Origin of the sequence: Cohnella sp. GCM10027633, assembly GCF_042675445.1 — a bacterium.
GTDB lineage: Bacteria > Bacillota > Bacilli > Paenibacillales > Paenibacillaceae > Cohnella.
In genome coordinates this window covers 689,868-711,667 of the sequence record NZ_JBHTGV010000001.1, presented here as the reverse complement: position 1 = coordinate 711,667, position 21,800 = coordinate 689,868, and the positions used below count along the sequence as shown (strand labels likewise).

Sequence of the window (21,800 nt, the reverse complement as noted above, 5' to 3'; positions counted from 1 at the left end):
ACCTTGTTACGGGGTTACCATTCAGAATTCGAGACCAGTGCCGGGGTCCCCGCAAAGTAATCGGAATAGACTTCGAAGGATATCGTCACTTTGTGGGGTAAAGCCGCAGCGAAAGGATATATATACCCTCACTTCCTGCCCATCGAATAGATAACAAATAAACGGCTGCTCCCGAGAGGGAACAGCCGTTTTCCGTAATGAAGCGACTTAGAACAAATGAATAACCTTAGCCTTATTCAGATCAGGCAAACTCGCCAATTGCTCGATGACTTCCTTCGGAACGCCCTTGTCGACGCCGAGGACCATGATCGCCGAGCCGCCTACGATGCTGCGTCCGACCTGCATCGTCGCGATGTTGACGTCGTTGTTGCCGAGCAGCGTGCCGACGCGGCCGATGATGCCCGGCTTGTCGTGGTGGGAGACAAGCAGAACGTGTCCGTGCGGTTCTACGTCGACCGGGAAGCGATCGATCTGCGTAATGCGAGGACCGAAGCCGTTCAGTAGCGTGCCCGCGACGAGGCGCTCTTCTTTGTCCGTGCGAATAGTGACGCTGATCTGGTTCGTGAAGCCTTTGGAAGCTTGCGACTTCGTGACGACGATGTTGACGCCGCGCGTCTTCGCTTGGTGCATCGCGTTGACGACGTTCACTTGGTCCGAGCCGAGGTGGAAGCCGAGCACGCCTTCCACGATGTGGCGGGTCAGCGGCTGCGTGTCGACGTCGGCCAGATCGCCGGCGTACGTAACCGCGATTTCCTTAACCGGTCCGTGCGCCATCTGCACCGAGAAGCTGCCCAGCTTCTTGCCGAGCGAGAAGTACGGCTCGAGCTTGGCAAGAACGTCTGCCGGAACAGGAGGCATGTTGACCGCGTTCTTGAACGCTTCGCCGCGCAGAATGTGAAGCAATTGCTCCGACACGTCGATCGCGACGTTCTCTTGCGCTTCGATCGTCGAGGCGCCGAGGTGAGGCGTGACGATGATCTTCGGATGCTTCAGGAACGGATGCTCCGGAGCGGGCGGTTCTTCTTCGAAGACGTCGAAGGCGGCGCCGGCTACGCGGCCCGCGTCGATCGCTTCCACGAGCGCTTGCTCGTCGATGATGCCGCCGCGCGCGCAGTTCACGATGCGTACGCCCGGTTTAATGCGGGAGAATTGGTCTTTGCCGAGCATGTGGCGAGTCTCCGGCGTGAGCGGCGTATGGACCGTAATGAAGTCCGCGTCGCGCACGACGTCTTCGACGGACGCCAGGCGTACGCCGAGCTTGTCGGCGCGCTCTTGCGTAAGGAACGGATCGTAGCCGTACACTTCCATGCCGAACGCTTTGGCGCGAGCGGCCACTTCGCTGCCGATCCGGCCCATGCCGAGAACGCCCAGCACTTTGTTGCGAAGCTCGACGCCGACGAACGACTTGCGGTCCCATACGCCGCCGACCGTCTTCATGTATGCTTGCGGGATATGGCGGGCAAGCGCCATCATCATCGCGAACGTGTGCTCGCAGGTCGTGATCGTATTGCCGTCCGGCGCATTAATGACGATAATGCCGCGTTTGGTCGCCGCGTCCAGGTCGATGTTGTCGACGCCGACGCCGGCGCGTCCGATGACTTTCAATTGCTTGCCGGCCGACATGATCCGTTCCGTCACGCGCGTCTGGCTGCGAACGAGCAGGGCATCGTATTCGCCGATGATCGCGACGAGCTCGTCCTCGCTAAGGCCGACCTTCTTGTCGATGGAGATGTCGGACGCTTCTACGAGCAACGAAATGCCCAAATCGCTAATCGGATCCGATACCAATACTTTAAACATTGTGGAACCCTCCTTCGAAATATAGAAAACACCCTCGACCTCCGCGCCCGCAGCAGCGGGCTTTCGGTGCGTCCAGGGTGACTCCGCTTAGGTCACTTCACGTACGTGTTGACGCGCTATTCCGGTTCCCATAACCTTTACTATTCTAAAGCAAGGGTACGGGCATTGCAATGAGTAATGTGCAACAATTCACGATTTAGAACGTAACATTAATTGTCCCGGAAGAAGAACGGAAGCTGAGGAAGCTGCTCGTTGCCGTAGAACCGGTCCTTCATCTTCAGGAAGTCGCCGCTGCGAACGCCTTCGGTGCTCGTGAGCAGCTCCGCGATCGCGCTGAAGCTCTTCAGCTTCCTGCGTTCGGCTTGTCCGGACGCGATGAAATCGTCGATTCTCGCCGTCAGGTCCTGCGGAGAGAACTCCGGCATCTCCTGCTGAAGGGACAGATAGTCCGAGGCGACCTTGAGCTTGATAATAAGGGGAAGCGTCTTCCACTTCGACAGGCTTAGAATATCCGGGCTGTCGAAGTCCGAAGGAAGGTCGGTGTCGACCATCGACGCCCACTTCAGCATCGCGCCGTAATACGAGCCTTGCCCGGCGAGCGATTGATTGCGGCCTTCCTTATAATAAGCGTTGGCGTTGACGTTGCTAAGAAGAGCGTCCGCGGTTTGGGCGCCGGCTTTGTTCGCCAGTTCGGAGAAGCCGTCCGAGAACAGCTTCAGGCTCTTCAGGTAGCTGGTCTGCGCCTCGACGAGCAGCGGCGAAGCTTGGGAGACGCTCGCGACCTTGACGTCTTCGTACGTCTTCTTGGCGGTCTTCGAGAGCTCGTTCAGTGCGGCCGCCGGATCTACCGAGCCGTCCGCCAGCCATTCTCGCTGGGCGTCGAACCATTCGTTTTGAAATTCACGGTAAGGCAAAAATACGGTATGATAGAACGAGACGAGATCTTGCTGCTGATAGCCGTTCGGCAGGGCGGTTACGGCGACTTCCGGCTCGGCCGGAGCGGCGTACTTCGCCTCGACGCGGTCTGAGCCCACCTTGACGCCGTAGAAGAACGAGGCAACCGCGATAACGAGCATCAGCAGAAACGCAAGCGAGAAGATGAGGTCGGATCGATTAAGACGCTTTTCCATGGCTGCTCCTTTGACAACGGTTTGAGTGAGTTAGGTAGTCTTAGTATAGAAAAAATTGCATGCCTTGAACATACAAAATTCTACAACGTGCAGAGGTACAATGAAAAAATTCGACTTTCGCAAGCTGCGCAAAATCAAGTTCCGCAAAGTAACCGTGGACCAATTAAGCGACAAGATGTTGCTCGTCAACTTATACATGACTCAAGCGCTTACTGTTATTATCGGAATCATCGTCTTATTATTGCAGGGGAGAAACATCATTAATTTATTCGCGTTGCCGAGAACGTGGGAATTCGCCCTGTGGGGCGGCGGATTGGCCGGCGCCGTCATGCTCGCGAACCTGGCCATGGCCAAGTTCGTGCCCGAGGAAGCGGCGGACGACGGGGGCGTCAACGAGCGGATGTTCAAGGGACGTCCGATCTGGCATATCGCCGTTCTGGCGCTGATCATCTCCGTCTGCGAGGAGCTGCTCTTCCGGGGCGCGCTGCAGCATATGTTCGGGGCGTATTGGACGAGCATCCTTTTCGCGGCGATCCACGTGCGCTACTTGCGCCACTGGATTCCGACGGGCCTCGTCTTCTTGATCAGCTACGGCTTAGGCTGGACCATGACCCATACGGGAACGATCTGGACGCCGATCTTGGCGCATTTCCTGATCGACTTCGTCATGGGGTGCATCATTCGGCTGCGGAGGGACGAAGCATGAAAGAGCGCGAAGAGGGCTCTTCGGTATGGGAGCAATTCAGGGAAGCGAAGAAACACGCGATTAGCGGAGACGAACGATCCGGCGAAGCGACGTCGATCGAAGAGCTGGAAGCGGCGATCGCCGAGGCGGCCGCGCAGTCGGGATTGTCCGAAACCGGCATGCCGCCACGTTCGGCCATCCATCCGAATAAGCGCAGCCAGCTGTCGCGATGGTTCTATCTGACGTTGGTCATCCTGTTCACGTTGCTCGTCGCCGGACTGTTCTGGTGGGGGAGCGGGGAAGGCGGACAATAACGAATAAGGGCCTCAAGGAATCCGTCGCCGGGCGACGTTCCTTGAGGCCCGGCCCTTATTCGTTATATCGTCGGATCGATGGCGTTCGGATCGACGAACGAATAACCTTTGCTCTCCAGCTCGGTCAGCAGCCGGTCGAGCGTCTCCGCGGTCCAGGCAAGCTCGTGCATAAGGATGTTGCTTCCTTCGTGCAACTGCTCCAAGACGTTGTCGATGACCGCTTGCGGTCGATTTTCCCGCTTAACCTTGTTCATGTCCCAATCGAGAGAACCGTTGGACCACGTCATGAACAGCAGTCCTTCGTCTTTCGCGGTTTGACGCACGCTATCGTTGGAGGAAGCGAACGGCGGCCGGAAGAACACGGGGGTTTTGCCCGTCGTTTCCTTCACGATGTCTTGAACTCGGCCGATCTGATCCTTGATCTTGTCCGCTTTCTCTTTGCCCAGCTCGATATGGTCCCACGAGTGGTTGCCGATCACTTGGCCGCGCTCGTCGATTTCCTTCAGCAGCTCGGGATGCGCCTTGACGCGATAGCCGTTAACGAAGAAGATCGCCTTCGCGCCATGCTTATCCAGCGCGTCTAGAATCGGATCGAGCGTCGCCGCTTCCTTCGGTCCGTCGTCGAAGGTGAGCAAGACGACTTTGCTCGGCGTCTTCTCCTTGTCGATCGGGACGATCCGGTAAGCTTTGTTCATTCGATAAGCTAGGGCGGGCTGCCGCTCTTCCGGCGAAGCGGAAGGCGACGGAGACGGCGTCTCGGAAGCGATCGCGCTAGGTTCCGGCGTAACGGCCGGCGAGGAGCTTGTCGGTGCGGTGGCCGCCGGCGTCGTCGCCGACGAGGCGGGAGGAGAAGCTGCCGCGTCCGGCTCGTTCGCGCCGCCGCATGCCGCGAGGCCGAGCAGCAGAACGGCAGAGCTTGCGGCGATAATCGTGCGTTTCATGATGAAGATCCTCCGTTTCCTAGGCGTAATCGGCTCGATTGTATCATAATTCCCCATCGATCGACATCGTCCTGCTTCCTTAATTTACGGGGCATGACCTAGCGCCGCGCGGTCACACTAACAGCTATAAGGAGGTGGGCAGATGAAAATCGGGACTTTCGTGATGGGCGGATTGGCAGGCGCGGCGATCGTGATGTTGATTCAGCGCAATCAGATGATGTCCGCGGTCGCGGCAAGCATGGGCCAAAGCGTGAAAAACCGGATGAGCGACGTGAAGGACGAGATGCTCGGCAAGGCGTTGAACATGAAGTTCGGCGGATTCTCGGGCAGGGGATCTTCGGATCGATCCGAGCGCGCTTCCGGGTCGGACGAAGGCGATATGAGCAGGGTCAGCCTGTTGGCTTCCAAAGACCCAGAAGTGACCGAGCAAATCAACGCGATCCTGGAACAGAACGGTCAAGACCGCATTTAATTCCGGACATTCCCATGACAGAACGGCACCGTTTCCCCATCGGGGACGGTGCCGTTTTTTTGATAATCGAGGGTTTTCCCTAGTGCATTTCGATGGGAGAAGTGATAACATGTTACCAAGCAATAATCATTCACGTATTATATGCTTATTCATAAGCTGTTATCACCCACTGAAGGAGGATCCTGTCATGAGGATGGAGCGGCTTAGCCAAGACAAAATTCGTATATTTCTCACGTTCGATGATTTATCGGAGCGCGGGATCCAGAAGGAAGACATGTGGCGGGAAATTCCGAAAGTCCACGAGCTGTTCAGCGAGATGATGGACCAAGCTTACAGCGAGCTTGGCTTCGACGCCTCCGGTCCGCTCGCCGTCGAAGTGTTCGGGATGCCGGCGCAAGGCATGGTCGTCATCGTGACGCGGGGCAAGCTCGAACGCGAGGCGGATGCCCAGACGGAAGACGAGGAAGAAGTATACGAACTCGAAGTGACGCTTGAGCAAAGCGAAGCCATTATATATCGTTTCAGGGACATCGAAGACGCCATCGGCGCCGCGAAGACGCTCGCGGGCCGCGTGACGGAAGAAGGACGGATGTACCGGTACCAGAACCATTGGGTGCTCGCCTTCGATCCCGCGGGATTCGAGAGCGGAAGCTACAACGCGTTGATCGCCGTGCTGGCCGAATACGGCGACGCGACGTCGGTTACGCCCGCCGTGCTCGAGGAATACGCCAAGCTGATCATCGAGTCCGACGCGGTTCGCGTGCTCGCCACGACGTTCGCCGATTGACGCCGCAAGCTAAACGAAGAGAGCATTTTGCGAAAAAGAGGTTCTTTTCGCAAAATGTTCTTTTTTTATCGGCCTCGCATTGCTGTTATAATAGGGAGAAGAGAGGAGGGGGACGATCATGCTGTCCGTGCTGGCCGCGGCGATCGCGCCGGGTATCGCGCTGCTTGCGTACTTCTATTGGAAAGACCGTTACGATACCGAACCGCTGCCGATGATCGCCAAGCTGTTCTTGATGGGCGCGTTGATCGTTCTCCCCGTCATGATCGTGCAACGCGGCTTAACGCTGATGTGGGGGGAATCCCCGTTCACGTTCTCGTTCGTCATTTCCGCGGGCGTCGAGGAATTTTTCAAATGGTTCGTGCTCTACCATATCATCTTCAACCATACCGAATTCGACGAGCCGTACGACGGCATCGTCTACGCGGTCGCGGTGTCGCTCGGCTTCGCCACGCTGGAGAACGTGCTGTACGCGTTCCTGCAGCCGTCTTCGTTCGGTTCGCTCATGATGCGGGCCTTGCTCCCGGTATCGGGTCACGCGTTGTTCGGCGTCTTCATGGGATATTCGCTAGGCAAAGCGAAATTCTCGAAGGGCCGCGCCGTTCGGCTGCATCTGTCGCTCGCGCTGTTGCTGCCGCTGCTCTGGCACGGTTTGTACGATTATCTGATGATGACCGTATCGCAAGCCTGGATCTGGCTCGTCGTTCCGTTCATGTTCTTGCTCTGGTTCAGCGGCATCCGACACGTCAACCGGGCGAACGCCGTTTCGCCTTTTCGGCTGCTGAAGCGGGAGGAAGAGGTTAAATCGTAACGGTTTCGTCCATACTGGGCGTAGATTCGATCGCGCACAGTGGGGGAGACGCATGCTGACGCAAAGGGTAAAAGTCGTCATACGGTGCAACAAATGCAACGAGAAATTCATTTTGCGAGGGCGCAAGGAACGGGGCCGCGTCGATACCGGCTTCCGGATGTGCATCTGCAGCAACGCGGACGATTTCCTTATCGAAGAGGAAATCGTTTGACCGCCGGACCAAAGACGGGCGATGTTCCATCGTGCCGCGCATAAAGCCGATCTCTTCTTCCCACACTAACGTCAACCGCAAGATTGGGAATGAAAGGGGTCGGCTTTTGCATGTACAGACGTCTAAGTTCAATTTTGTTTCCGATCGCAGTGCTCGTACTGATCGGCTCGATCGTCTGGGGCTATCAGGAGCATCAAGAGAAGAACGCGATTCTCATCAAGGCGGAGAATCAGTACCAGCGCGCGTTTCACGACTTGAACCACCATATGGACCGTCTCTACGACGAGCTCGGGCAGACGCTCGCGGTGTCCGCGAATTCGCAGGGCATGCAGCGCAAAGGCCTCGTGAATATCTGGCGGCTGACGAGCCAGGCGCAGAACGAGATCAACCAGCTTCCGCTCGCGCTGCTGCCCTTCAACAAAGCCGAGCAGTTCCTGTCGCGGATCAACAACTTCGCCTACCAGACCGCGGTCCGGGATTTGACGAAGGAGCCGTTGACCGACCAAGAGATGAAGATGATGAAGACGCTGTACAAAACGGCCGGATCCGTGAACAAGGAGCTCGGCAACGTTCAGGACGCCGTCATCTCCGACCACTTGCGCTGGATGGACGTCGAAATCGCGATGGCGAGCGAGAATACGCCGCACGACAATACGATCATCGACGGCTTCAAGGCGATGGACAAGCAGATGGGAGAATACCCGGAGAACGACTGGGGTCCTTCGGCGATGTCAACCGATCGGGTCCGTTCTTCGAAGGGCTTGACGGGCAACGACATGACCGCCGACCAGATCAAGAAGAAGGCGCTCGAGTTCCTTGGAGCGAGCGGCACGGGCAAAGACGCCAAAGTCGCCGACGCGGGAGGCAAGACGGACTTGCCCGCCTATTCCGTGACGATCGAAGGCTCCGGCGATTCGACGATCCAGATGGACTATACCCGCAAGGGCGGTCAACTGCTCTGGTTCATCAATTCTCGCGCCGTGAAGAGCCGCAAGCTCAACTTCGACACCGCCCGGAACAAAGCGTCCCAATTCCTGGTAAGGCACGGTTACAAGGGAATGACGCCGGTGACTTACGACGAGTACGATCACGTGGCGGTATTCACCTTCGTGAAGGCGATCGACAACGTCCGGTTCTATCCGGATAAGGTCACGGTACGCATCGCGCTCGACAACGGAGAAGCGGTCGGCTTGCAGGCGTCCGACCACGTATTCGCGCCGAAGCTTCTCTCGCCCGGCAAGCCAAAGACGACGAAGGAGCAGGCGCAAGCCGGATTGAACGGCGACTTCCGGGTGCGCGAATACCGGCTGTCCGTCATCGAGAACGGGATGCGGAAGCTGGTGCTGTGCCACGAGTTCGTCGGGCAGATCAACGAACGCGATTACCGGATATTCATGAACGCCGACAACGGCTTGGAAGAGACGATCGAGGAAATCCCGGATTCGGCGAAGCCGATCTACAAATAATGAGGCGGGGCTGCCGCGGCCGTACGATACGGTCGCGCAGTCCCTCTTTCCGTATTCAACCTTGTAACGCCATGCTATAATGGAACGGTAACATTTACCGATCATTGTCGCCTTGGAGGGTTGCGGGTGCTTCCGAAAATCAATCAAACGATGTACATACAGCCTGCCGCGGAACAGGAAGGCGCGCCGGCGATCACGCTCCGCTCCCGCGTGGCGGATCTCGACGCGGGCAACATCTACATCGAAGTCCCGCTCGACGAGAAGAGCAGACGGTATTACCGCGCGCAGCAAGGCGAGACGCTGCAACTGTATTTCTTCACCGCGGAAGGCGTCAAGCATCTGTTCTCCACGCAGGTAACCGGATTCCGCACGGACGGCGTACGGCTCGTCTCGATCCGCAAGCCGGAATTGGACGAGATTACGAAGGACCAGCGCCGCAGCTTCCTTAGAGTAGAAGCGAACCTGGAGTTGGCCGTCAAGATCGGGGACAAGCTTCGGTTCGTCGCCATAACCGAAGACGTGGGCGGCGGCGGCGTCTCGTTCGTCTGCGACCGGAAGTGGCCGATCGTGCCGACTTCGGTACTGAATTGCTGGCTGCTGCTCAGCTACAAGAGCGGATCGATCGCTCACGCGGGCTTCGACGGCGAAGTCGTCCGGGTCATGCCGGTCGAGCCGGACAGGCATCTCGTCATGATGCGGTTCAAGGAGATCGCCGATTCGGATCAACAAAAAATCATTCGTTATTGCTTCGAACGCCAGTTGGACAAACGCAAGGAATAGCCGGCCGCCCTCGCGACCCGCGTCCCGCGATCCGCCGGCCTCGATGCCGGGAGGATCGCATGAGGGAACAACAAGATCGCAATCCGGAGCCGACATTCTCCGCTTGGTCGGACCGTATCGAAAGCTATATTCGCGGAGGCATCATCGTCTTGGCGGTCCTGCTCGTTCTGTCGCAGGCCGTGCTGCAAATTCCCGCGGCGCGTTACCTGCTGACGACGACGGACGAATCGGAAGGCGTTCCGTTCCCGAGCATCGCGCCTTGACGGGCGCGGCTTGTTTTTTGCATCTCGCCAATCGCTGTGGTATAATTTTCTCGATCGCAAGCAGGCAGAGCCTGCCTATTTTTTCTTCCGCGGTCGTGTCGCTTGAGTCGTAGGAGGCCGGTTGTTCGCTTATGAGTGGAAGAGCAGCTAGAATTAATATCGCGATCGACGGACCTGCCGGAGCGGGCAAGAGCACCGTAGCCAGAATGGTCGCACGGGATTTGGAATACATCTACGTCGATACGGGAGCCATGTACCGCGCGGTGACGCTGAAGGCGCTCGAGGCCGGACTGGATCTCGGCGACGACGCGAGCGTCGGCAAGCTGGCCAACGCCCTCGACATCGTGTTGCTTCCGGGCAAGGAAGCGCAACTCGTTCTCGTCAACGGACAAGACGTCAGCCCGCAGCTTCGTACGTTGGACATTAACCGCAACGTATCCTACATAGCCAGGCTCGAGAGCGTCAGGAGACAGATGGCCGACCTGCAACGCCGCATGGCGCTTGCCAAGGGCGTCGTCATGGACGGACGGGATATCGGCACGCACGTGCTGCCGGACGCCGAGCTGAAGGTGTTCCTGACCGCCACGCCGAGGGAACGCGCGACTCGCAGATTCAAGGAGCTCGGTCCGGAACCCGGCATTACGCTGGATCAGCTGGAGCGGGAAATTTCCGAACGCGACAGGCTGGATGAAGAAAGAGAATTCGCTCCTCTCCTTCGCGCGCCCGACGCCCGCTTGATCGATTCGACGGGCAGATCGATAGACGAGGTCGCCGAAGAAATCGTTCAATGGGGACTTGCCGTTGCGCGAACCATTTCGACGGAGGAGAAGTAAATTATGTTATACCGCATTTGCAGGCTAATCGCCCGGATGCTATGCTTGCTGCTATTCCGGTTCGAGGCGCGGGGCGTCGGCAACATCCCGAAAGACGGGCCGGTCGTGCTCTGCAGCAACCATAAGAGCTTGCTCGATCCGATCAGCTTGGGCATTTGGGTGCCTCGCAAGGTTCATTATATGGCCAAAGCCGAATTGTTCAAGGTTCCTCTGCTCGGTCCGCTGATCCGATCGCTCGGCGCGTTCCCGGTGAAACGCGGCGGCGTCAGCAAAGAAGCGATTCGGACCGCGATCTCGTTGCTCGAGGAAGGCAAAGTGATGGGGATCTTCCCGGAAGGCACCCGGAACGAGAACGTCGGGATGGGCAAGCGGGGAGCTGTGACGATGGCGATTCGCGCCAAGGCGCAAGTCGTGCCCGTCGCGATCGTCGGAGACTACCGTCCTTTCCGTAAGATCATGGCGGTATACGGCGCTCCGATCGACATGGCGCCTTTCGTCGAGCAAGGCACCTCGGAGAGCATGGAAGCCGCGACGGAGCTCATCATGGCTCGCATTCGCGAGATGGTCGAGACGCGCAAGCCCGCGTCCTAGTCGGACGCATGCATGATTCGCGGGGCAATCCCTCATACTAGAGGTATTAATTGGTTCTCATAATTACGGATGAAGTTGATTTAAGCACCGCACAGCGGGTTTAAATAAAGTTGGGGTAGAACTGAGGAGGTAATTTTCATGTCTGAAGAAATCAACGTCCAGGAAACGGCAGCCGCCGAACCGGCGGCTCAAGACGCATTGGAGAATCTCGTGACCTTGAAGAAAGGGGACACCGTCAAAGGCACGGTCGTCAAAATCGAGGATAACCAAGCGTACGTAAGCCTTGGGTATAAATACGACGGCGTGATTCCGCTTCGCGAACTGTCGTCCGTTAACTTGGACAACGCTTCGGATGCCGTGAAGATCGGCCAAGAAGTCGAAGCGAAGATCGTCAGCATCAACGACGCGAAGGAGTCGCTCGTTCTGTCCAAGCGCCAGATCGACAGCCCGCGCGCGTGGGACGAATTGCAAGCGAAGTTCGATGCCGGCACGGCATTCGAAGTCATCGTTACCGACGTCGTCAAAGGCGGCCTGGTCGCGGACGTAGGCGTTCGCGGGTTCATCCCGGCTTCGATGGTCGAGCGTCACTTCGTAGAAGACTTCGCCGGTTACAAAGGCCGCACGCTTCGCGTGAAGGTTAAAGAAATCGACCGCGAGAACAACAAGGTCATCCTGTCCGCCAAGGAAGTTCTGGATGCCGACTACGAAGCGAACAAGCAACAAATCATGGGCAACCTGCAACCGGGTCAAGTTCTCGAAGGTACCGTACAGCGTCTGACGCCGTTCGGCGCGTTCGTGGACATCGGCGGCATCGACGGCCTCGTACACGTATCCGAGATGGCTTGGCAGCACGTCGCGCATCCTAGCGACGTCGTATCCGAAGGCCAAGGCGTAAAAGTGAAAGTGCTGAAGGTAGATCCGTCCCTCGGCAAAATTTCGCTCAGCATCAAAGCGGCTCAACCGGGTCCTTGGGAATCCGCTTCCGGTCAATTCAAGATCGGCGAGATCGTAACGGGCGTCGTGAAACGTCTCGTGAGCTTCGGCGCATTCGTCGAAATCGCTCCGGGCGTGGAAGGTCTCGTTCACATTTCCCAAATCGCGCACCGTCACATCGCGACTCCTTTCGAAGTACTGAAAGAAGGCCAAGAAGTGAAGGCGAAGGTGCTCGACTTCAATCCTGCGGAGAAGCGCGTGTCGCTCTCCATCAAGGAAACCGAAGAAGCTCCTGCCCGTCCGGAGCGCGAAGAGCGCGAATCCCGCGGTCCGCGCGGTCCGCGCCAGCCAAGAGAAGAGACGAATCTTCCGCCTGTTGAGAACATGAGCTTCAACCTCGGCGAGAAATTCGGCGACAAGCTCAGCAAATTCAAATAAGGCATTCCGCCTTGGAGCCCGCCCTAGTGGCGGGTTTTTTTGCGTTCTTAGATTCTCTTCCCTGCAATCGGCATTAATTAAGCAGGGTTATCAGGGCATGGTTTCCTTTCGCTCCGGCGCATACTAAGCGCAAGGAGGTGGGTAGATGTCGCCCGTATTCGGAGCGGTGATCTTATGGCTGGCGACCGTCATCCTATGGTGGAGCGGCTGGAAGGAAGAAGCGGCGGGCGGTATTCCGCATCGAGCCGTGGCGTTCTTCCTGTCGGGTTGGCCTCTGTTCATGGGATGGAGCTTACCGCTAACTCCATCCGTATCGCTGCAAGGCGCATGGGTCTGGACGATTGCGCTGATCTTCGCGGTAGCCTGGAAAATGGAAGCGTCTTGGAGGTGGACGTCTGTCTCCGCGGGCCTGTTGTTCGGTTCGATCTATTTGCTGTTGCATCGCATCTCGTATTACCCGTTCGATTGGTCCAAGGTTGCCGCTCCATGGGGGGCGGCGATCTTAATCGGCGGGCTGGCCGCCGTTCTGCTCAAGGACGCTCCGTCGCAGCTGCTCTCCTTATCGGTCGCGATCGCGCTAAGCGAAGGGGTAACCGCCGTCGCGATCGGTCGCTCTGATATGCCGACCGGCGGACAGTCGCTGGAGTGGATGAGAAATTGGTGGATCGCCGTACTGTTCGCGCGGCTATGCGTCGCGGTCATCCTAGCGTTCGGGAAGCTTAAAAGTCCGCAGGAACATCGCTTCGGCTGGAAAAGAGGAGGGGAGCGTTCATGAGTAACGGGTTCGAATGGTTGGCGAAGCATCAAGATTTAACGGGCGTCATCATGGGAACTGCTTTCGGAGTGGCGGCCCGTCTGCTCATGCTGCGCAGCGATTATAGGCAATATCCGGCCTATCCTCACGGTAGAATCATTCATATCGCGTTAGGGCTGATCGCCGGCGCTCTCGGCGCGGTCGCGGTTCCGGCGTTATACGACAAAGATTACACCGCGATTACGTTCCTCGCGCTTGCCGCGCAGCAGTTCCGCGAGGTGCGCAACATGGAGCGGAGCACGTTGACCGCCATCGATCATCTGGAGCTCGTGCCGCGAGGGGCGGCATACATAGAAGGGATCGCGGTCGTGTTCGAAGGCCGGAACTACTTGGCCATCTTCGCGGCCTTCCTTGTCAGCTTGTGCGTCATGTTGTTCGAATGGTGGGGCGGATTGATCGCGGGCGCGTTCTCGATCGCCGTCGTGTTTCGCTTCATGAGGGGGACGACGATCGCCCATATCGCGCACGTCGAGCGGGCGGAAGTGCGGCTAGACGGTCCGAATCTGTACGTAGGCGACGTCTACATGATGAACGTCGGGTTGGACGAGAATCGGGACATCATTCGGGAAGAAGGGATGGGCTTCATCCTGACGCCGAAGAACGACAACGCCAAAGTGACGATCGCCAACATGGGCCAGCGGCAAGCGATACTGCACGACGTCTCGACGCGGCTGGGCGTATACCGGGACGACGGGGATCCCGCGCTGCTGCCCCTCGGCAAGCTCGGGCTGAAGAGCGGCAAGCTCGGGTTGCTCGTGCTGCCGCGGGAGAAGGATGCCGACAAAGCGTTCAAAGCGGTGTCCGGGGTGCCGCTGCTGGAAGCGGCCGTTCGCATGCCGACGGAAGCGAACCGCAAGAGCACGGAGGGAAGCGCGCATGGCTAACATTATCGGCATCGTTACGACCGACAAGGATAGCGTCGGAGGCGGGGCGCCGATCTTCGTCGCGGGTAGCCGGGAAGATTTGCAGCATATGGCCCACCTGCTCGAGAAGGTGCTCGATTGCGCCGCGCACGAAGTGCACGAGGATCTGTTTATTATCGTGAATCGAAAATCGTAGGATAAGTTAGCCAAGTCGTCGATTATTTGTTATGATGAAAGTTGTGAGTGTTTTTAATTGAGGAGTGAATGTATGGCACGACCCGTCATTGCGATCGTAGGCAGGCCGAACGTGGGCAAGTCTACGATTTTTAACCGGATCATCGGCGACCGGCTTGCGATCGTCGAAGATAAACCGGGCGTTACGCGCGACCGCATCTACGGCACCGGCGAATGGATCGGACGCTCGTTCAGCGTCATCGATACCGGAGGCATCGAGATCGATGGAGAAGACAGCTTGCTGCGTTCGATCAGAGTGCAGGCCGAGCTCGCCATCGAGGAAGCGGACGTCATCGTCTTCATGGTGGACGCCAAGGCAGGCATCACGAACGCCGACGAAGAAGTCGCGCAAATTTTGTTCCGCTCCGGCAAGCCCGTCGTCGTGGCCGTGAACAAAGTCGATAACCTGCAACGGATGGACGATATTTACGAATTCTACTCGCTCGGCTTCGGCGACCCCGTCGCGCTGTCCGGCGCGCACGGCACGGGCATCGGGGATTTGCTCGACGCGGCCGTGCACAAGCTTCCCGCGACGACGGATGAGGAGTACGACGACGACGTCATCAAGGTCGCCCTCATTGGACGGCCGAACGTCGGCAAGTCGTCGCTCGTGAACGCGATCTTGGGAGAAGAGCGGGTCATCGTCAGCGAGATCGCGGGCACGACCCGCGACGCGATCGACACGCCGTTCGAGAAGGACGGACAGAAGTACGTGCTGATCGACACCGCGGGCATGCGCAAGCGCGGCAAGGTGTACGAATCCACGGAGAAATACAGTGTCATGCGTTCGATGAAAGCGATCGAACGCGCGGACGTCGTGCTCGTCGTCATCAACGGCGAGGAAGGCATCATCGAGCAGGACAAGCATATCGCCGGCTACGCGCACGAGAACGGCAAAGCGGCCGTGTTCGTCGTGAACAAATGGGACGTCGTCGACAAGGACGATAAGACGATGCAGCGGTTCACGAATTCGATCCGCGACCATTTCCTGTTCATGACGTACGCTCCGATCGTCTTCCTGTCCGCGAAGACGAAGCAGCGTCTGAACAAGTTGTTCCCCGTCATCGATCGCGTAGCGGAGCAGCATGCGATGCGCGTTCCTACGCACGTGCTCAACGACATTATCTCCGACGCGGTGGCGATGACGCCTCCGCCTACGGACAAAGGCAAGCGTCTGCGGGTCAACTACGTTACGCAAGTGGCCGTCAAGCCGCCGACGATCCTTATCTTCGTCAACGAGCCCGAATTGATGCATTTCTCTTACGAACGGTATTTGGAGAACAAGATTCGCGCCGCGTTCGCGTTCGAGGGCACGCCTCTCAGGTTATTCACGCGCAGGAAGTCGGATCAGGAATAGGGGAGACCGGATTTGTTCGCATCTATTGTCGCTATCGTACTCGGTTATTTGTTAGGTTCGATTTCATTCAGCATTTTGTTCGCGCTATGGCTGCGGAAGATCGACATTCGCCAGCACGGCAGCGGCAACGCGGGCGCGACGAATACGCTTAGAGTGCTCGGCAAAGGCCCGGCGCTGTGCGTGTTCCTGCTCGACTTCGCCAAAGGCTCGGCGGCGGCTTCGATCGGATATTGGCTCGGGGACGGCAACCATTGGATTCCGGTGCTGTGCGGCCTCGCCGCCATCGCGGGCCACAATTGGCCGATCTTCTTCCGCTTCAAGGGCGGCAAAGGCATCGCGACGACGGTCGGCGCGCTCGTCGTCTGGGCGTTCTTGCCGACGCTGATCGCCGGTCTGACCGCGATCGCGATCATCGCGTTGACGCGATACGTATCGCTCGGCTCGCTCGTGCTGGCCGTGCTGCTTCCGGTGCTGGTCGCGGCGTTCGGCAACGAAGCTCCGTTCATCTGGGGCGCTTCGTTCGTCGGCGCTATCGCGATCCTGCGCCATCGGAAAAACATCGTGAAGCTTCTGAATGGAACGGAGAACAAGCTGGGCAGCGGCAAGAAAGGTGTGCGTCATGGTGCATAAAAAAGTTGCCGTACTCGTCGCCGGAAGCTGGGGGACGGCATTGGCGCGCGTGCTGGCGGACAACGGCTGCGAGGTCGCTCTGTGGACGCGCAACGAGGCGCAAGCGGAAGAGATCAACGCCAAACGTACGAACGACAAATATTTGCCGGGCGCTTCGCTGCCCGACGGCATTCGCGCGACGACGGACTTGAAGGAAGCGCTGACCGGAGCGAAAGCCGTGCTGTTCGTCGCTCCGTCGTCCGCGATGCGCGACGTCGCGAAACAGGTAGCGCCGCTGTTGCCGAAGGACGCGATCGTCATTCACGCGACCAAAGGCTTCGAGCTGGCGTCGCTGAAGCGCATGTCTACCGTGCTCTCGGAGGAATTGGATCGTCCCGAAGGCACCATCGTCGTGCTGTCGGGACCGAGCCATGCCGAGGAAGTCGTGAATCGTCAGCCGACCACCGTCGTCGTCGCCTCCGAGGATACGGTTTGCGCGGATACCGCCCAGGATTTGTTCATCAACAACTCGTATTTCCGCGTCTACACGAATCCGGATCTGATCGGCGTCGAGACGGCCGGGGCGATCAAGAACATCATCGCGCTAGGCGCCGGATTGACCGACGGCTTAGGCTTCGGGGATAACGCCAAAGCCGCGCTCATTACGCGCGGCCTTGCCGAAATCGCCAGGCTCGGCGCGGCCATGGGAGCGAATCCGCTCACGTTCGCGGGTCTTGCCGGCGTCGGAGATTTGATCGCGACGTCTACGAGCCGTCATAGCCGCAATTGGCGCGCGGGCTCGCTGCTCGGGCAAGGCGTTCCGCTGGACGAAGTGCTGTCGCGCATCGGCATGGTCGTCGAAGGCGTAAGAACGACGAAGGCGGCGCGCGAGCTGTCGGCCGAATTCGGCGTCGAAATGCCGATCACGGAGCAGCTGTACGCCGTCTTGTTCGAGGGCACCTCGCCGGAGCAAGCCGTCGGCGCTCTGATGGGGCGCGTGCGCACGCACGAGATCGAAGAAATCGCCACCGCGTCGCGCGACAATTGGCTGCGCGGGAAATAGCAAGCGGGTTCGTTCGCGAGCGTCACGCCACTCGGTTGCCCACACTTTTCTCCTCTCCTCCTCATAGGATACATAGCGAAATCCCGGAGGAGGGGAAGTATGGACAAGAAAGATTTACTCGGCGCGGTGAACAAAAAAACCGGCAAAAACATCTCCGAGAACCAGATCAAAAAAATCGCGGGCGGCGTCAACGCCGGCACGATGCAAAGCGAAGCCCAAATCCGTCAGCTGATCAAACAAGTATCCGCGGTCGCCAAAGTTCCGGTATCCGAGGACACGGTGAGGGAAATCGTCAGCGCGGTAAAACGCAGCGGCATGAACCTGAACAACCTCGAATCTCTCATCAAGATGATGGTCAAAAAGTAACGTTCGATGGCAATCGTTCGGAAACCGCTCAGAGATGGGCGGTTTTTTGACATTCGGGGACCGTGCGAGAACGTTGCGCCACGATCCGTAATAATGCACCTATTCCCGTTAAGAACGCACCTGTAAATGAAAGCGTTATCAAACTACAATAAAGGAGATCGAGACGATGGAAGGTGGGAGCATGAGGAGAAAGCTCGTCGGCGTCCTTGCGTTGGCGTTGCTCGCGAGCGTATGCGTATTCGGAAGAGAGACGTTCGCGGCGGAATCAGGGCGTCCGATGGAGGTGAACGGAGCATTCGCGGCGGACGCCGCCGGCCAGCCGGAAGGTTGGCGTCAAGACGGTTACTTATCGGCAGGCGAAGCTTCCGTGCTGGAGATCATCGGTTCGGGCGGGGCAGACGGAGGAGCGTTCGCGAAGGTTATGAATCGCGAGCCGAACGACGCGAGATGGATCCGATCCGTCGCGGTGAAGCCCGATACGTTCTATCGGCTAAGCGCGTACGTGCGCGCGGAGGTCGCTCCGGGGGCCGAGAAAGGCGCCAACCTGTCCGTTCTGGGCATAATCGACACTTCAGCGGACTTCCTACATACGGACGGACAGTGGGTGCCGATCGAATACGTCGGCAAGTCGGGAGCCGAACAGACCGAGCTTACGATCGCCTTGCGGCTCGGCGGCTACGGCGCGTTAGCGGCCGGATCGGCCGAGTTCAGCGGCTTCGCGATGGAAGAACTCGGAGAAGCGCCGCCGGATGGGGCGGCCTGGTCGGCCTTCGACGCGAATGAACAGCCTTCGCAAGTATCCGCCGGCGGAGAACAACGCGCCGCGGGCGAGGTTCCGGCCGAATACGCCGCGATCGCCTATGCCCTCGCTTTCGCAGGATTGCTTCTTGGCGCCGCCTATGTCGCGCGACCGTCGAGGAGTCTGCCGGCTAGGTTGTCGACTGACGAAGGAACGATCGCGAGGTCGTTAGGGGTCATCTTCGTTGTCGGCGCGCTGCTCCGGATCGGGTTGTCCATGACGATCAAGGGCCACCCGATCGACATGCTCGACTTCGGCGCATGGGCGGACCGCGCGTACGGGGGCGGACTGAACGGCTTCTTCGCGGAAGGGATGTTCGCGGACTATCCGCCGGGATACATCTACGTGCTCTATGCGCTCGGAGCGCTGCGGACGGCATTCGGATTAACCGGCGATAGTCCCGCGGCCTGGCTGCTGCTGAAGCTGCCGGCGATCGCTGCGGACGTGGCGTTATCCGTCATGCTCGCCCGGCTGGCGGCGAAGCGGTTCGGAGCGTCGGCCGCGCTGCCGCTCGCCTTGTTCATCGCATGCAATCCGATGCTGATCGTCAATTCGTCGTTGTGGGGGCAAGTCGATTCCGTCCTTGCGTTGCTGCTGGTTCTGTTCGTGCTGTCGCTCATGGGCGGAAGGACCGCGGCAGCGACGCTGTGGCTGACGATCGGTTGCCTCGTGAAGCCCCAAGCGGTCGTATTGGCGCCGCTGCTCGCGTTCGTCCTCTGGCGGGAGAAGTCGGCGAAGCGGTGGGCGATATCCGCCGCTTGCGCGATAGGCGCGCTCATCGTGCTCGTATTGCCATTCGAGGCGCTGCGCGAGCCTGCGGGATTATGGGAGCATTACCGCGCCATGTTCGCCAGCTATCCTTACGCGTCGCTGAACGCGGCGAACGTCTACGGCTTGCTCGGGTTGAACGGCACGACGAACGGCCATTGGATCGGACCGATGACCGTCAACGCGTGGAGCAACGCGTTGACGATCGCGATCGTCGCGTACGCCGCGGTAATCGACCGGAGGTTCCGCTCCAATGGCCGATCGGATATCGGCATTCCGGTCGTCGCGTTATTGATTGCCGTTCTGATCTTCACGCTGCGCAGCGGTATGCACGAGCGGTACGGATTCATCGCGGCGGTATTGGCGCTGCTCGCTTGCGTATTCGTCGAATCCGTCAAGCTGAGGGCGATCGCGGCGGCATTCTCTCTCGTTCAATTCGCGAACATCGCGTACGTGCTCGACTTCGGGCTGCGCGAGTCGTACTACGTGCCATCGGACGACGGGTTCTTCCGGCTGCTCTCGCTGCTGGAAGTCGCGCTTGCCGGATGGGCTGCTTACGAGAGCTGGCGATTGTCGGGACCTCCGGTCGCTGCCGACGCCGCGAAGGGCCAATCGGCGCATGCGGCAGGGAAGCGCAAGCCGATTGCGAGGAAAGGCGTCAAGCCGCCGCTCCCCGCGAAGGAGAACGCTGCCCGGCAAGCGGGCGACTCCTTGCCGGCGAGCGATCGCAAGCTGACGCGCAAGGACGCGCTCTTCATGGTCGTCCTGACGCTCGTCGGCGGAGCGATCGGCTTGTATCGCCTAGGATCGGCCGATGCGCCTCATACCGCCTGGAAGCCCGCGGCCGGTCAATACGCGGAATTCTCGTTGCCGGGAACGGAGTACGTAGCCGACGTTCTCGTCTACGCGGGTCTTGGCAACGGGAGCTTGGAGCTCGAACGGACGACCGACGGAGCGACGTGGATGCCGGCGCTCACGATACAAGCGAGCGACGGGACCGTGTTCCAATGGCAACGCGTTCCAGCAGGCTTCGAAGCGAGCGCCGTTCGGCTGCGCGCTCCGGCGACGGGTGCGGCGGCGATGTTCTACGAGCTATCGCTGCGGGACTCCCGCAATGAGCCGATCTTGTTGGCGGCGTCGGGCGACGCCACCTTGATAGACGAGCCGAATTCGGTTCCGGGCAGGCCGTCGTACAAGAACGGGATGTACTTCGACGAAATCTATCACGCGCGCACCGCTTACGAGACGGCTCACGGCATCGAACCGTACGAGACGACCCATCCGCCGCTCGGCAAAGTCATCATGTCCGCCGGAATCTCCCTGTTCGGAATGAATCCGTTCGGCTGGCGGTTCATGGGCGCGATATTCGGAGCGCTGATGATTCCGCTCCTCTACGTATTCGGCAAGAGAATGTTCGGAAGAACCGACCTCGCCGCCCTCGCCGGAGGGTTGATCGCGCTCGACTTCATGCGCTTCTCGCTCTCGCGGATCGGCACGGTCGACGTATTCGCCGTCTTCTTCATCGCGCTGTCCGCATACGCCGTTTACGAATATTACCGCCAGTCCGTCATCGAGCAGGCGAGCATGCGTCGGACGCTCGTTCCGCTCGCCGTGTCGGCGCTCGCGATCGGCATGGCGATCGCGACGAAGTGGATCGGCTTGTACGCGGGATTAGGCATCGCGGTCGCGCTGCTTCTCGTCTGGCGTTCCTCGCGTTTCCCGCGCGGCCGGTACGCGGCGACGCTCGCCTGGACGGCGGGGCTGTTCGCGCTCGTTCCATTGGCCGTCTACTTCGCGAGCTATATTCCGTTTCTGCGGTTGCCCGGTCCGGGCCACGGCATCGCGGACGTCGTCGCTTACCAGAAGCACATGTTCAATTACCATAGCGATCTCGTCGCCACGCATCCGTTCTCTTCGTCTTGGTGGGAGTGGCCGCTCATCCAACGCCCGGTGTGGACGTACGCAGGGCAAGCGGCTAACGCCGGGGACGTCGTCAGCATCGTGCTCATGGGCAACCCGGCCGTCTGGTGGATCGGTTCCGCGGCCGCCGTCTATATGGCTCTTCGGCTTCTCAAGGATCGCAGCCTTGAGGTTTCGTTCCTGCTGATCGGCCTCGCCGCGCAGCTCGTTCCGTGGATGTTCGTCTCCCGATTGACGTTCATCTATCACTTCTACGCGAGCGTTCCGTTCATCGTATTATGCAGCGTATACGCGCTGCGCTCGATCGCCGAGCGAGTGCCTTCGTTCCGGCTTCGTTACGGGATAGGGGCTTACGCCGCGATCGCCGCCTGCTTGTTCGCGATGTTCTACCCGATTCTCGCCGGCGCGGAAGTCGACAGAGATTACGTCGTCCAGGCGCTGAAATGGTATAAGAGTTGGATCATAAGTCTCTAATCCTCTGAGGGGAGGTGGTCGATCGAAGCTGAAGCGGTCTCGCGCACGCATGCAAGGTCACTCGTCGTTCCATTCACCCAT

General features: G+C 59.1%; 23 protein-coding genes. 19 read left to right on the top strand and 4 right to left on the bottom strand.

Annotated features, from left to right (window positions below):
• Window positions 1-207: 207 nt before the first annotated feature.
• Both serA and ACFQZG_RS03125 read right to left on the bottom strand, forming a co-directional pair.
• A complete protein-coding gene (gene serA / locus ACFQZG_RS03130; RefSeq protein ID WP_378149882.1) occupies window positions 208-1,800 on the bottom strand; it encodes a phosphoglycerate dehydrogenase in 1,593 nt (530 codons plus the stop codon).
• A 209-nt stretch (window positions 1,801-2,009) separates the two neighbouring features.
• On the bottom strand, window positions 2,010-2,930 hold the full coding sequence (locus ACFQZG_RS03125; RefSeq protein ID WP_378149880.1) for a hypothetical protein: 921 nt from the start codon (window positions 2,928-2,930) through the stop codon (window positions 2,010-2,012).
• Window positions 2,931-3,030: 100 nt separating this feature from the next.
• Here ACFQZG_RS03125 and ACFQZG_RS03120 point away from each other — a divergent pair, with 100 nt between their 5' ends.
• Complete coding sequence (locus tag ACFQZG_RS03120; RefSeq protein ID WP_378149878.1) at window positions 3,031-3,636, top strand: CPBP family glutamic-type intramembrane protease; 606 nt, start codon at window positions 3,031-3,033, stop codon at window positions 3,634-3,636.
• Window positions 3,633-3,929, top strand: a complete 297-nt coding sequence (locus ACFQZG_RS03115) for a hypothetical protein (RefSeq protein WP_378149877.1) — start codon at window positions 3,633-3,635, stop codon at window positions 3,927-3,929. Before ACFQZG_RS03120 ends, ACFQZG_RS03115 begins: the two co-directional genes overlap by 4 nt.
• A 62-nt stretch (window positions 3,930-3,991) precedes the next feature.
• Here the strand turns inward: ACFQZG_RS03115 and ACFQZG_RS03110 are convergent, their stop codons facing one another.
• Window positions 3,992-4,870: a polysaccharide deacetylase family protein gene (locus ACFQZG_RS03110; RefSeq protein WP_378149875.1), complete on the bottom strand. Its 879-nt coding sequence runs from the start codon at window positions 4,868-4,870 to the stop codon at window positions 3,992-3,994.
• Window positions 4,871-5,012: 142 nt separating this feature from the next.
• Between ACFQZG_RS03110 and ACFQZG_RS03105 the strand changes: the two genes are divergently transcribed.
• From ACFQZG_RS03105 to prsW, 3 genes are all read left to right on the top strand, one after another.
• A complete protein-coding gene (locus ACFQZG_RS03105; RefSeq protein WP_378149873.1) occupies window positions 5,013-5,342 on the top strand; it encodes a hypothetical protein in 330 nt (109 codons plus the stop codon).
• A gap of 187 nt (window positions 5,343-5,529) precedes the next feature.
• Window positions 5,530-6,129 carry a genetic competence negative regulator gene (locus ACFQZG_RS03100; RefSeq protein ID WP_378149872.1) on the top strand — a complete coding sequence of 200 codons (600 nt, stop codon included), beginning with the start codon at window positions 5,530-5,532 and terminating at the stop codon, window positions 6,127-6,129.
• A 118-nt stretch (window positions 6,130-6,247) separates the two neighbouring features.
• Window positions 6,248-6,937 (top strand): glutamic-type intramembrane protease PrsW, encoded by a 690-nt coding sequence (gene prsW / locus ACFQZG_RS03095; RefSeq protein ID WP_378149870.1) that lies wholly within the window; start codon window positions 6,248-6,250, stop codon window positions 6,935-6,937.
• Here the strand turns inward: prsW and ACFQZG_RS03090 are convergent.
• Complete coding sequence (locus ACFQZG_RS03090; RefSeq protein ID WP_378149869.1) at window positions 6,927-7,190, bottom strand: hypothetical protein; 264 nt, start codon at window positions 7,188-7,190, stop codon at window positions 6,927-6,929. The genes prsW and ACFQZG_RS03090 overlap by 11 nt on opposite strands.
• Window positions 7,191-7,258: 68 nt before the next feature.
• Here ACFQZG_RS03090 and ypeB point away from each other — a divergent pair, with 68 nt between their 5' ends.
• From ypeB to ACFQZG_RS03020, 14 genes are all read left to right on the top strand, one after another.
• Window positions 7,259-8,614: a germination protein YpeB gene (ypeB, locus tag ACFQZG_RS03085; protein WP_378149868.1), complete on the top strand. Its 1,356-nt coding sequence runs from the start codon at window positions 7,259-7,261 to the stop codon at window positions 8,612-8,614.
• Between the two features lie 126 nt (window positions 8,615-8,740).
• Window positions 8,741-9,394 (top strand): flagellar brake protein, encoded by a 654-nt coding sequence (locus ACFQZG_RS03080; protein ID WP_378149866.1) that lies wholly within the window; start codon window positions 8,741-8,743, stop codon window positions 9,392-9,394.
• Window positions 9,395-9,453: 59 nt separating this feature from the next.
• Window positions 9,454-9,657 carry a hypothetical protein gene (locus ACFQZG_RS03075; protein WP_378149864.1) on the top strand — a complete coding sequence of 68 codons (204 nt, stop codon included), beginning with the start codon at window positions 9,454-9,456 and terminating at the stop codon, window positions 9,655-9,657.
• Between the two features lie 131 nt (window positions 9,658-9,788).
• A complete protein-coding gene (cmk, locus tag ACFQZG_RS03070; RefSeq protein WP_378149863.1) occupies window positions 9,789-10,490 on the top strand; it encodes a (d)CMP kinase in 702 nt (233 codons plus the stop codon).
• A gap of 3 nt (window positions 10,491-10,493) precedes the next feature.
• Entirely contained in the window at window positions 10,494-11,081 is a 588-nt protein-coding gene (locus ACFQZG_RS03065; protein WP_378149861.1) for a lysophospholipid acyltransferase family protein, read from the top strand.
• Between the two features lie 138 nt (window positions 11,082-11,219).
• Window positions 11,220-12,452: a 30S ribosomal protein S1 gene (gene rpsA / locus ACFQZG_RS03060; RefSeq protein WP_378149859.1), complete on the top strand. Its 1,233-nt coding sequence runs from the start codon at window positions 11,220-11,222 to the stop codon at window positions 12,450-12,452.
• 145 nt (window positions 12,453-12,597) lie between these two features.
• A complete protein-coding gene (locus tag ACFQZG_RS03055; RefSeq protein WP_378149858.1) occupies window positions 12,598-13,227 on the top strand; it encodes a hypothetical protein in 630 nt (209 codons plus the stop codon).
• A complete protein-coding gene (locus ACFQZG_RS03050) occupies window positions 13,224-14,150 on the top strand; it encodes a YIEGIA family protein (RefSeq protein ID WP_378149857.1) in 927 nt (308 codons plus the stop codon). Before ACFQZG_RS03055 ends, ACFQZG_RS03050 begins: the two co-directional genes overlap by 4 nt.
• Window positions 14,143-14,325: a capping complex subunit for YIEGIA gene (locus ACFQZG_RS03045; RefSeq protein WP_378149856.1), complete on the top strand. Its 183-nt coding sequence runs from the start codon at window positions 14,143-14,145 to the stop codon at window positions 14,323-14,325. Before ACFQZG_RS03050 ends, ACFQZG_RS03045 begins: the two co-directional genes overlap by 8 nt.
• 72 nt (window positions 14,326-14,397) lie before the next feature.
• The gene (gene der, locus ACFQZG_RS03040) at window positions 14,398-15,720 is read left to right on the top strand and encodes a ribosome biogenesis GTPase Der (protein WP_378149855.1); all 1,323 of its coding nucleotides are present in this window, start codon (window positions 14,398-14,400) and stop codon (window positions 15,718-15,720) included.
• A 12-nt stretch (window positions 15,721-15,732) separates the two neighbouring features.
• Window positions 15,733-16,350 carry a glycerol-3-phosphate 1-O-acyltransferase PlsY gene (gene plsY, locus ACFQZG_RS03035; protein WP_378149854.1) on the top strand — a complete coding sequence of 206 codons (618 nt, stop codon included), beginning with the start codon at window positions 15,733-15,735 and terminating at the stop codon, window positions 16,348-16,350.
• The gene (locus ACFQZG_RS03030) at window positions 16,340-17,392 is read left to right on the top strand and encodes an NAD(P)H-dependent glycerol-3-phosphate dehydrogenase (RefSeq protein WP_378149852.1); all 1,053 of its coding nucleotides are present in this window, start codon (window positions 16,340-16,342) and stop codon (window positions 17,390-17,392) included. The genes plsY and ACFQZG_RS03030 overlap by 11 nt, the downstream gene beginning before the upstream one ends.
• 99 nt (window positions 17,393-17,491) lie before the next feature.
• Window positions 17,492-17,758 carry a stage VI sporulation protein F gene (locus tag ACFQZG_RS03025; protein WP_378149851.1) on the top strand — a complete coding sequence of 89 codons (267 nt, stop codon included), beginning with the start codon at window positions 17,492-17,494 and terminating at the stop codon, window positions 17,756-17,758.
• 181 nt (window positions 17,759-17,939) lie between these two features.
• On the top strand, window positions 17,940-21,719 hold the full coding sequence (locus ACFQZG_RS03020) for a phospholipid carrier-dependent glycosyltransferase (RefSeq protein ID WP_378149849.1): 3,780 nt from the start codon (window positions 17,940-17,942) through the stop codon (window positions 21,717-21,719).
• Window positions 21,720-21,800: the final 81 nt, after the last annotated feature.

Excerpts from the sequence above, each read along its gene's own strand:
- ACFQZG_RS03120 (WP_378149878.1), top strand. The coding sequence starts at position 3,031 with ATGAAAAAATTCGACTTTCGCAAGCTGCGCAAAATCAAGTTCCGCAAA.
- ACFQZG_RS03075 (WP_378149864.1), top strand. The coding sequence starts at position 9,454 with ATGAGGGAACAACAAGATCGCAATCCGGAGCCGACATTCTCCGCTTGG.
- ACFQZG_RS03065 (WP_378149861.1), top strand. The coding sequence starts at position 10,494 with ATGTTATACCGCATTTGCAGGCTAATCGCCCGGATGCTATGCTTGCTG.
- ACFQZG_RS03025 (WP_378149851.1), top strand. The coding sequence starts at position 17,492 with ATGGACAAGAAAGATTTACTCGGCGCGGTGAACAAAAAAACCGGCAAA.
- der (WP_378149855.1), top strand. The coding sequence starts at position 14,398 with ATGGCACGACCCGTCATTGCGATCGTAGGCAGGCCGAACGTGGGCAAG.
- ACFQZG_RS03045 (WP_378149856.1), top strand. The coding sequence starts at position 14,143 with ATGGCTAACATTATCGGCATCGTTACGACCGACAAGGATAGCGTCGGA.
- ACFQZG_RS03020 (WP_378149849.1), top strand. The coding sequence starts at position 17,940 with ATGAGGAGAAAGCTCGTCGGCGTCCTTGCGTTGGCGTTGCTCGCGAGC.
- ACFQZG_RS03090 (WP_378149869.1), bottom strand. The coding sequence starts at position 7,190 with ATGCGCGGCACGATGGAACATCGCCCGTCTTTGGTCCGGCGGTCAAAC.
- cmk (WP_378149863.1), top strand. The coding sequence starts at position 9,789 with ATGAGTGGAAGAGCAGCTAGAATTAATATCGCGATCGACGGACCTGCC.
- ACFQZG_RS03050 (WP_378149857.1), top strand. The coding sequence starts at position 13,224 with ATGAGTAACGGGTTCGAATGGTTGGCGAAGCATCAAGATTTAACGGGC.
- ACFQZG_RS03100 (WP_378149872.1), top strand. The coding sequence starts at position 5,530 with ATGAGGATGGAGCGGCTTAGCCAAGACAAAATTCGTATATTTCTCACG.
- ACFQZG_RS03030 (WP_378149852.1), top strand. The coding sequence starts at position 16,340 with ATGGTGCATAAAAAAGTTGCCGTACTCGTCGCCGGAAGCTGGGGGACG.
- ACFQZG_RS03125 (WP_378149880.1), bottom strand. The coding sequence starts at position 2,930 with ATGGAAAAGCGTCTTAATCGATCCGACCTCATCTTCTCGCTTGCGTTT.
- prsW (WP_378149870.1), top strand. The coding sequence starts at position 6,248 with ATGCTGTCCGTGCTGGCCGCGGCGATCGCGCCGGGTATCGCGCTGCTT.
- ACFQZG_RS03105 (WP_378149873.1), top strand. The coding sequence starts at position 5,013 with ATGAAAATCGGGACTTTCGTGATGGGCGGATTGGCAGGCGCGGCGATC.
- ypeB (WP_378149868.1), top strand. The coding sequence starts at position 7,259 with ATGTACAGACGTCTAAGTTCAATTTTGTTTCCGATCGCAGTGCTCGTA.
- ACFQZG_RS03115 (WP_378149877.1), top strand. The coding sequence starts at position 3,633 with ATGAAAGAGCGCGAAGAGGGCTCTTCGGTATGGGAGCAATTCAGGGAA.
- ACFQZG_RS03055 (WP_378149858.1), top strand. The coding sequence starts at position 12,598 with ATGTCGCCCGTATTCGGAGCGGTGATCTTATGGCTGGCGACCGTCATC.
- ACFQZG_RS03110 (WP_378149875.1), bottom strand. The coding sequence starts at position 4,870 with ATGAAACGCACGATTATCGCCGCAAGCTCTGCCGTTCTGCTGCTCGGC.
- rpsA (WP_378149859.1), top strand. The coding sequence starts at position 11,220 with ATGTCTGAAGAAATCAACGTCCAGGAAACGGCAGCCGCCGAACCGGCG.
- serA (WP_378149882.1), bottom strand. The coding sequence starts at position 1,800 with ATGTTTAAAGTATTGGTATCGGATCCGATTAGCGATTTGGGCATTTCG.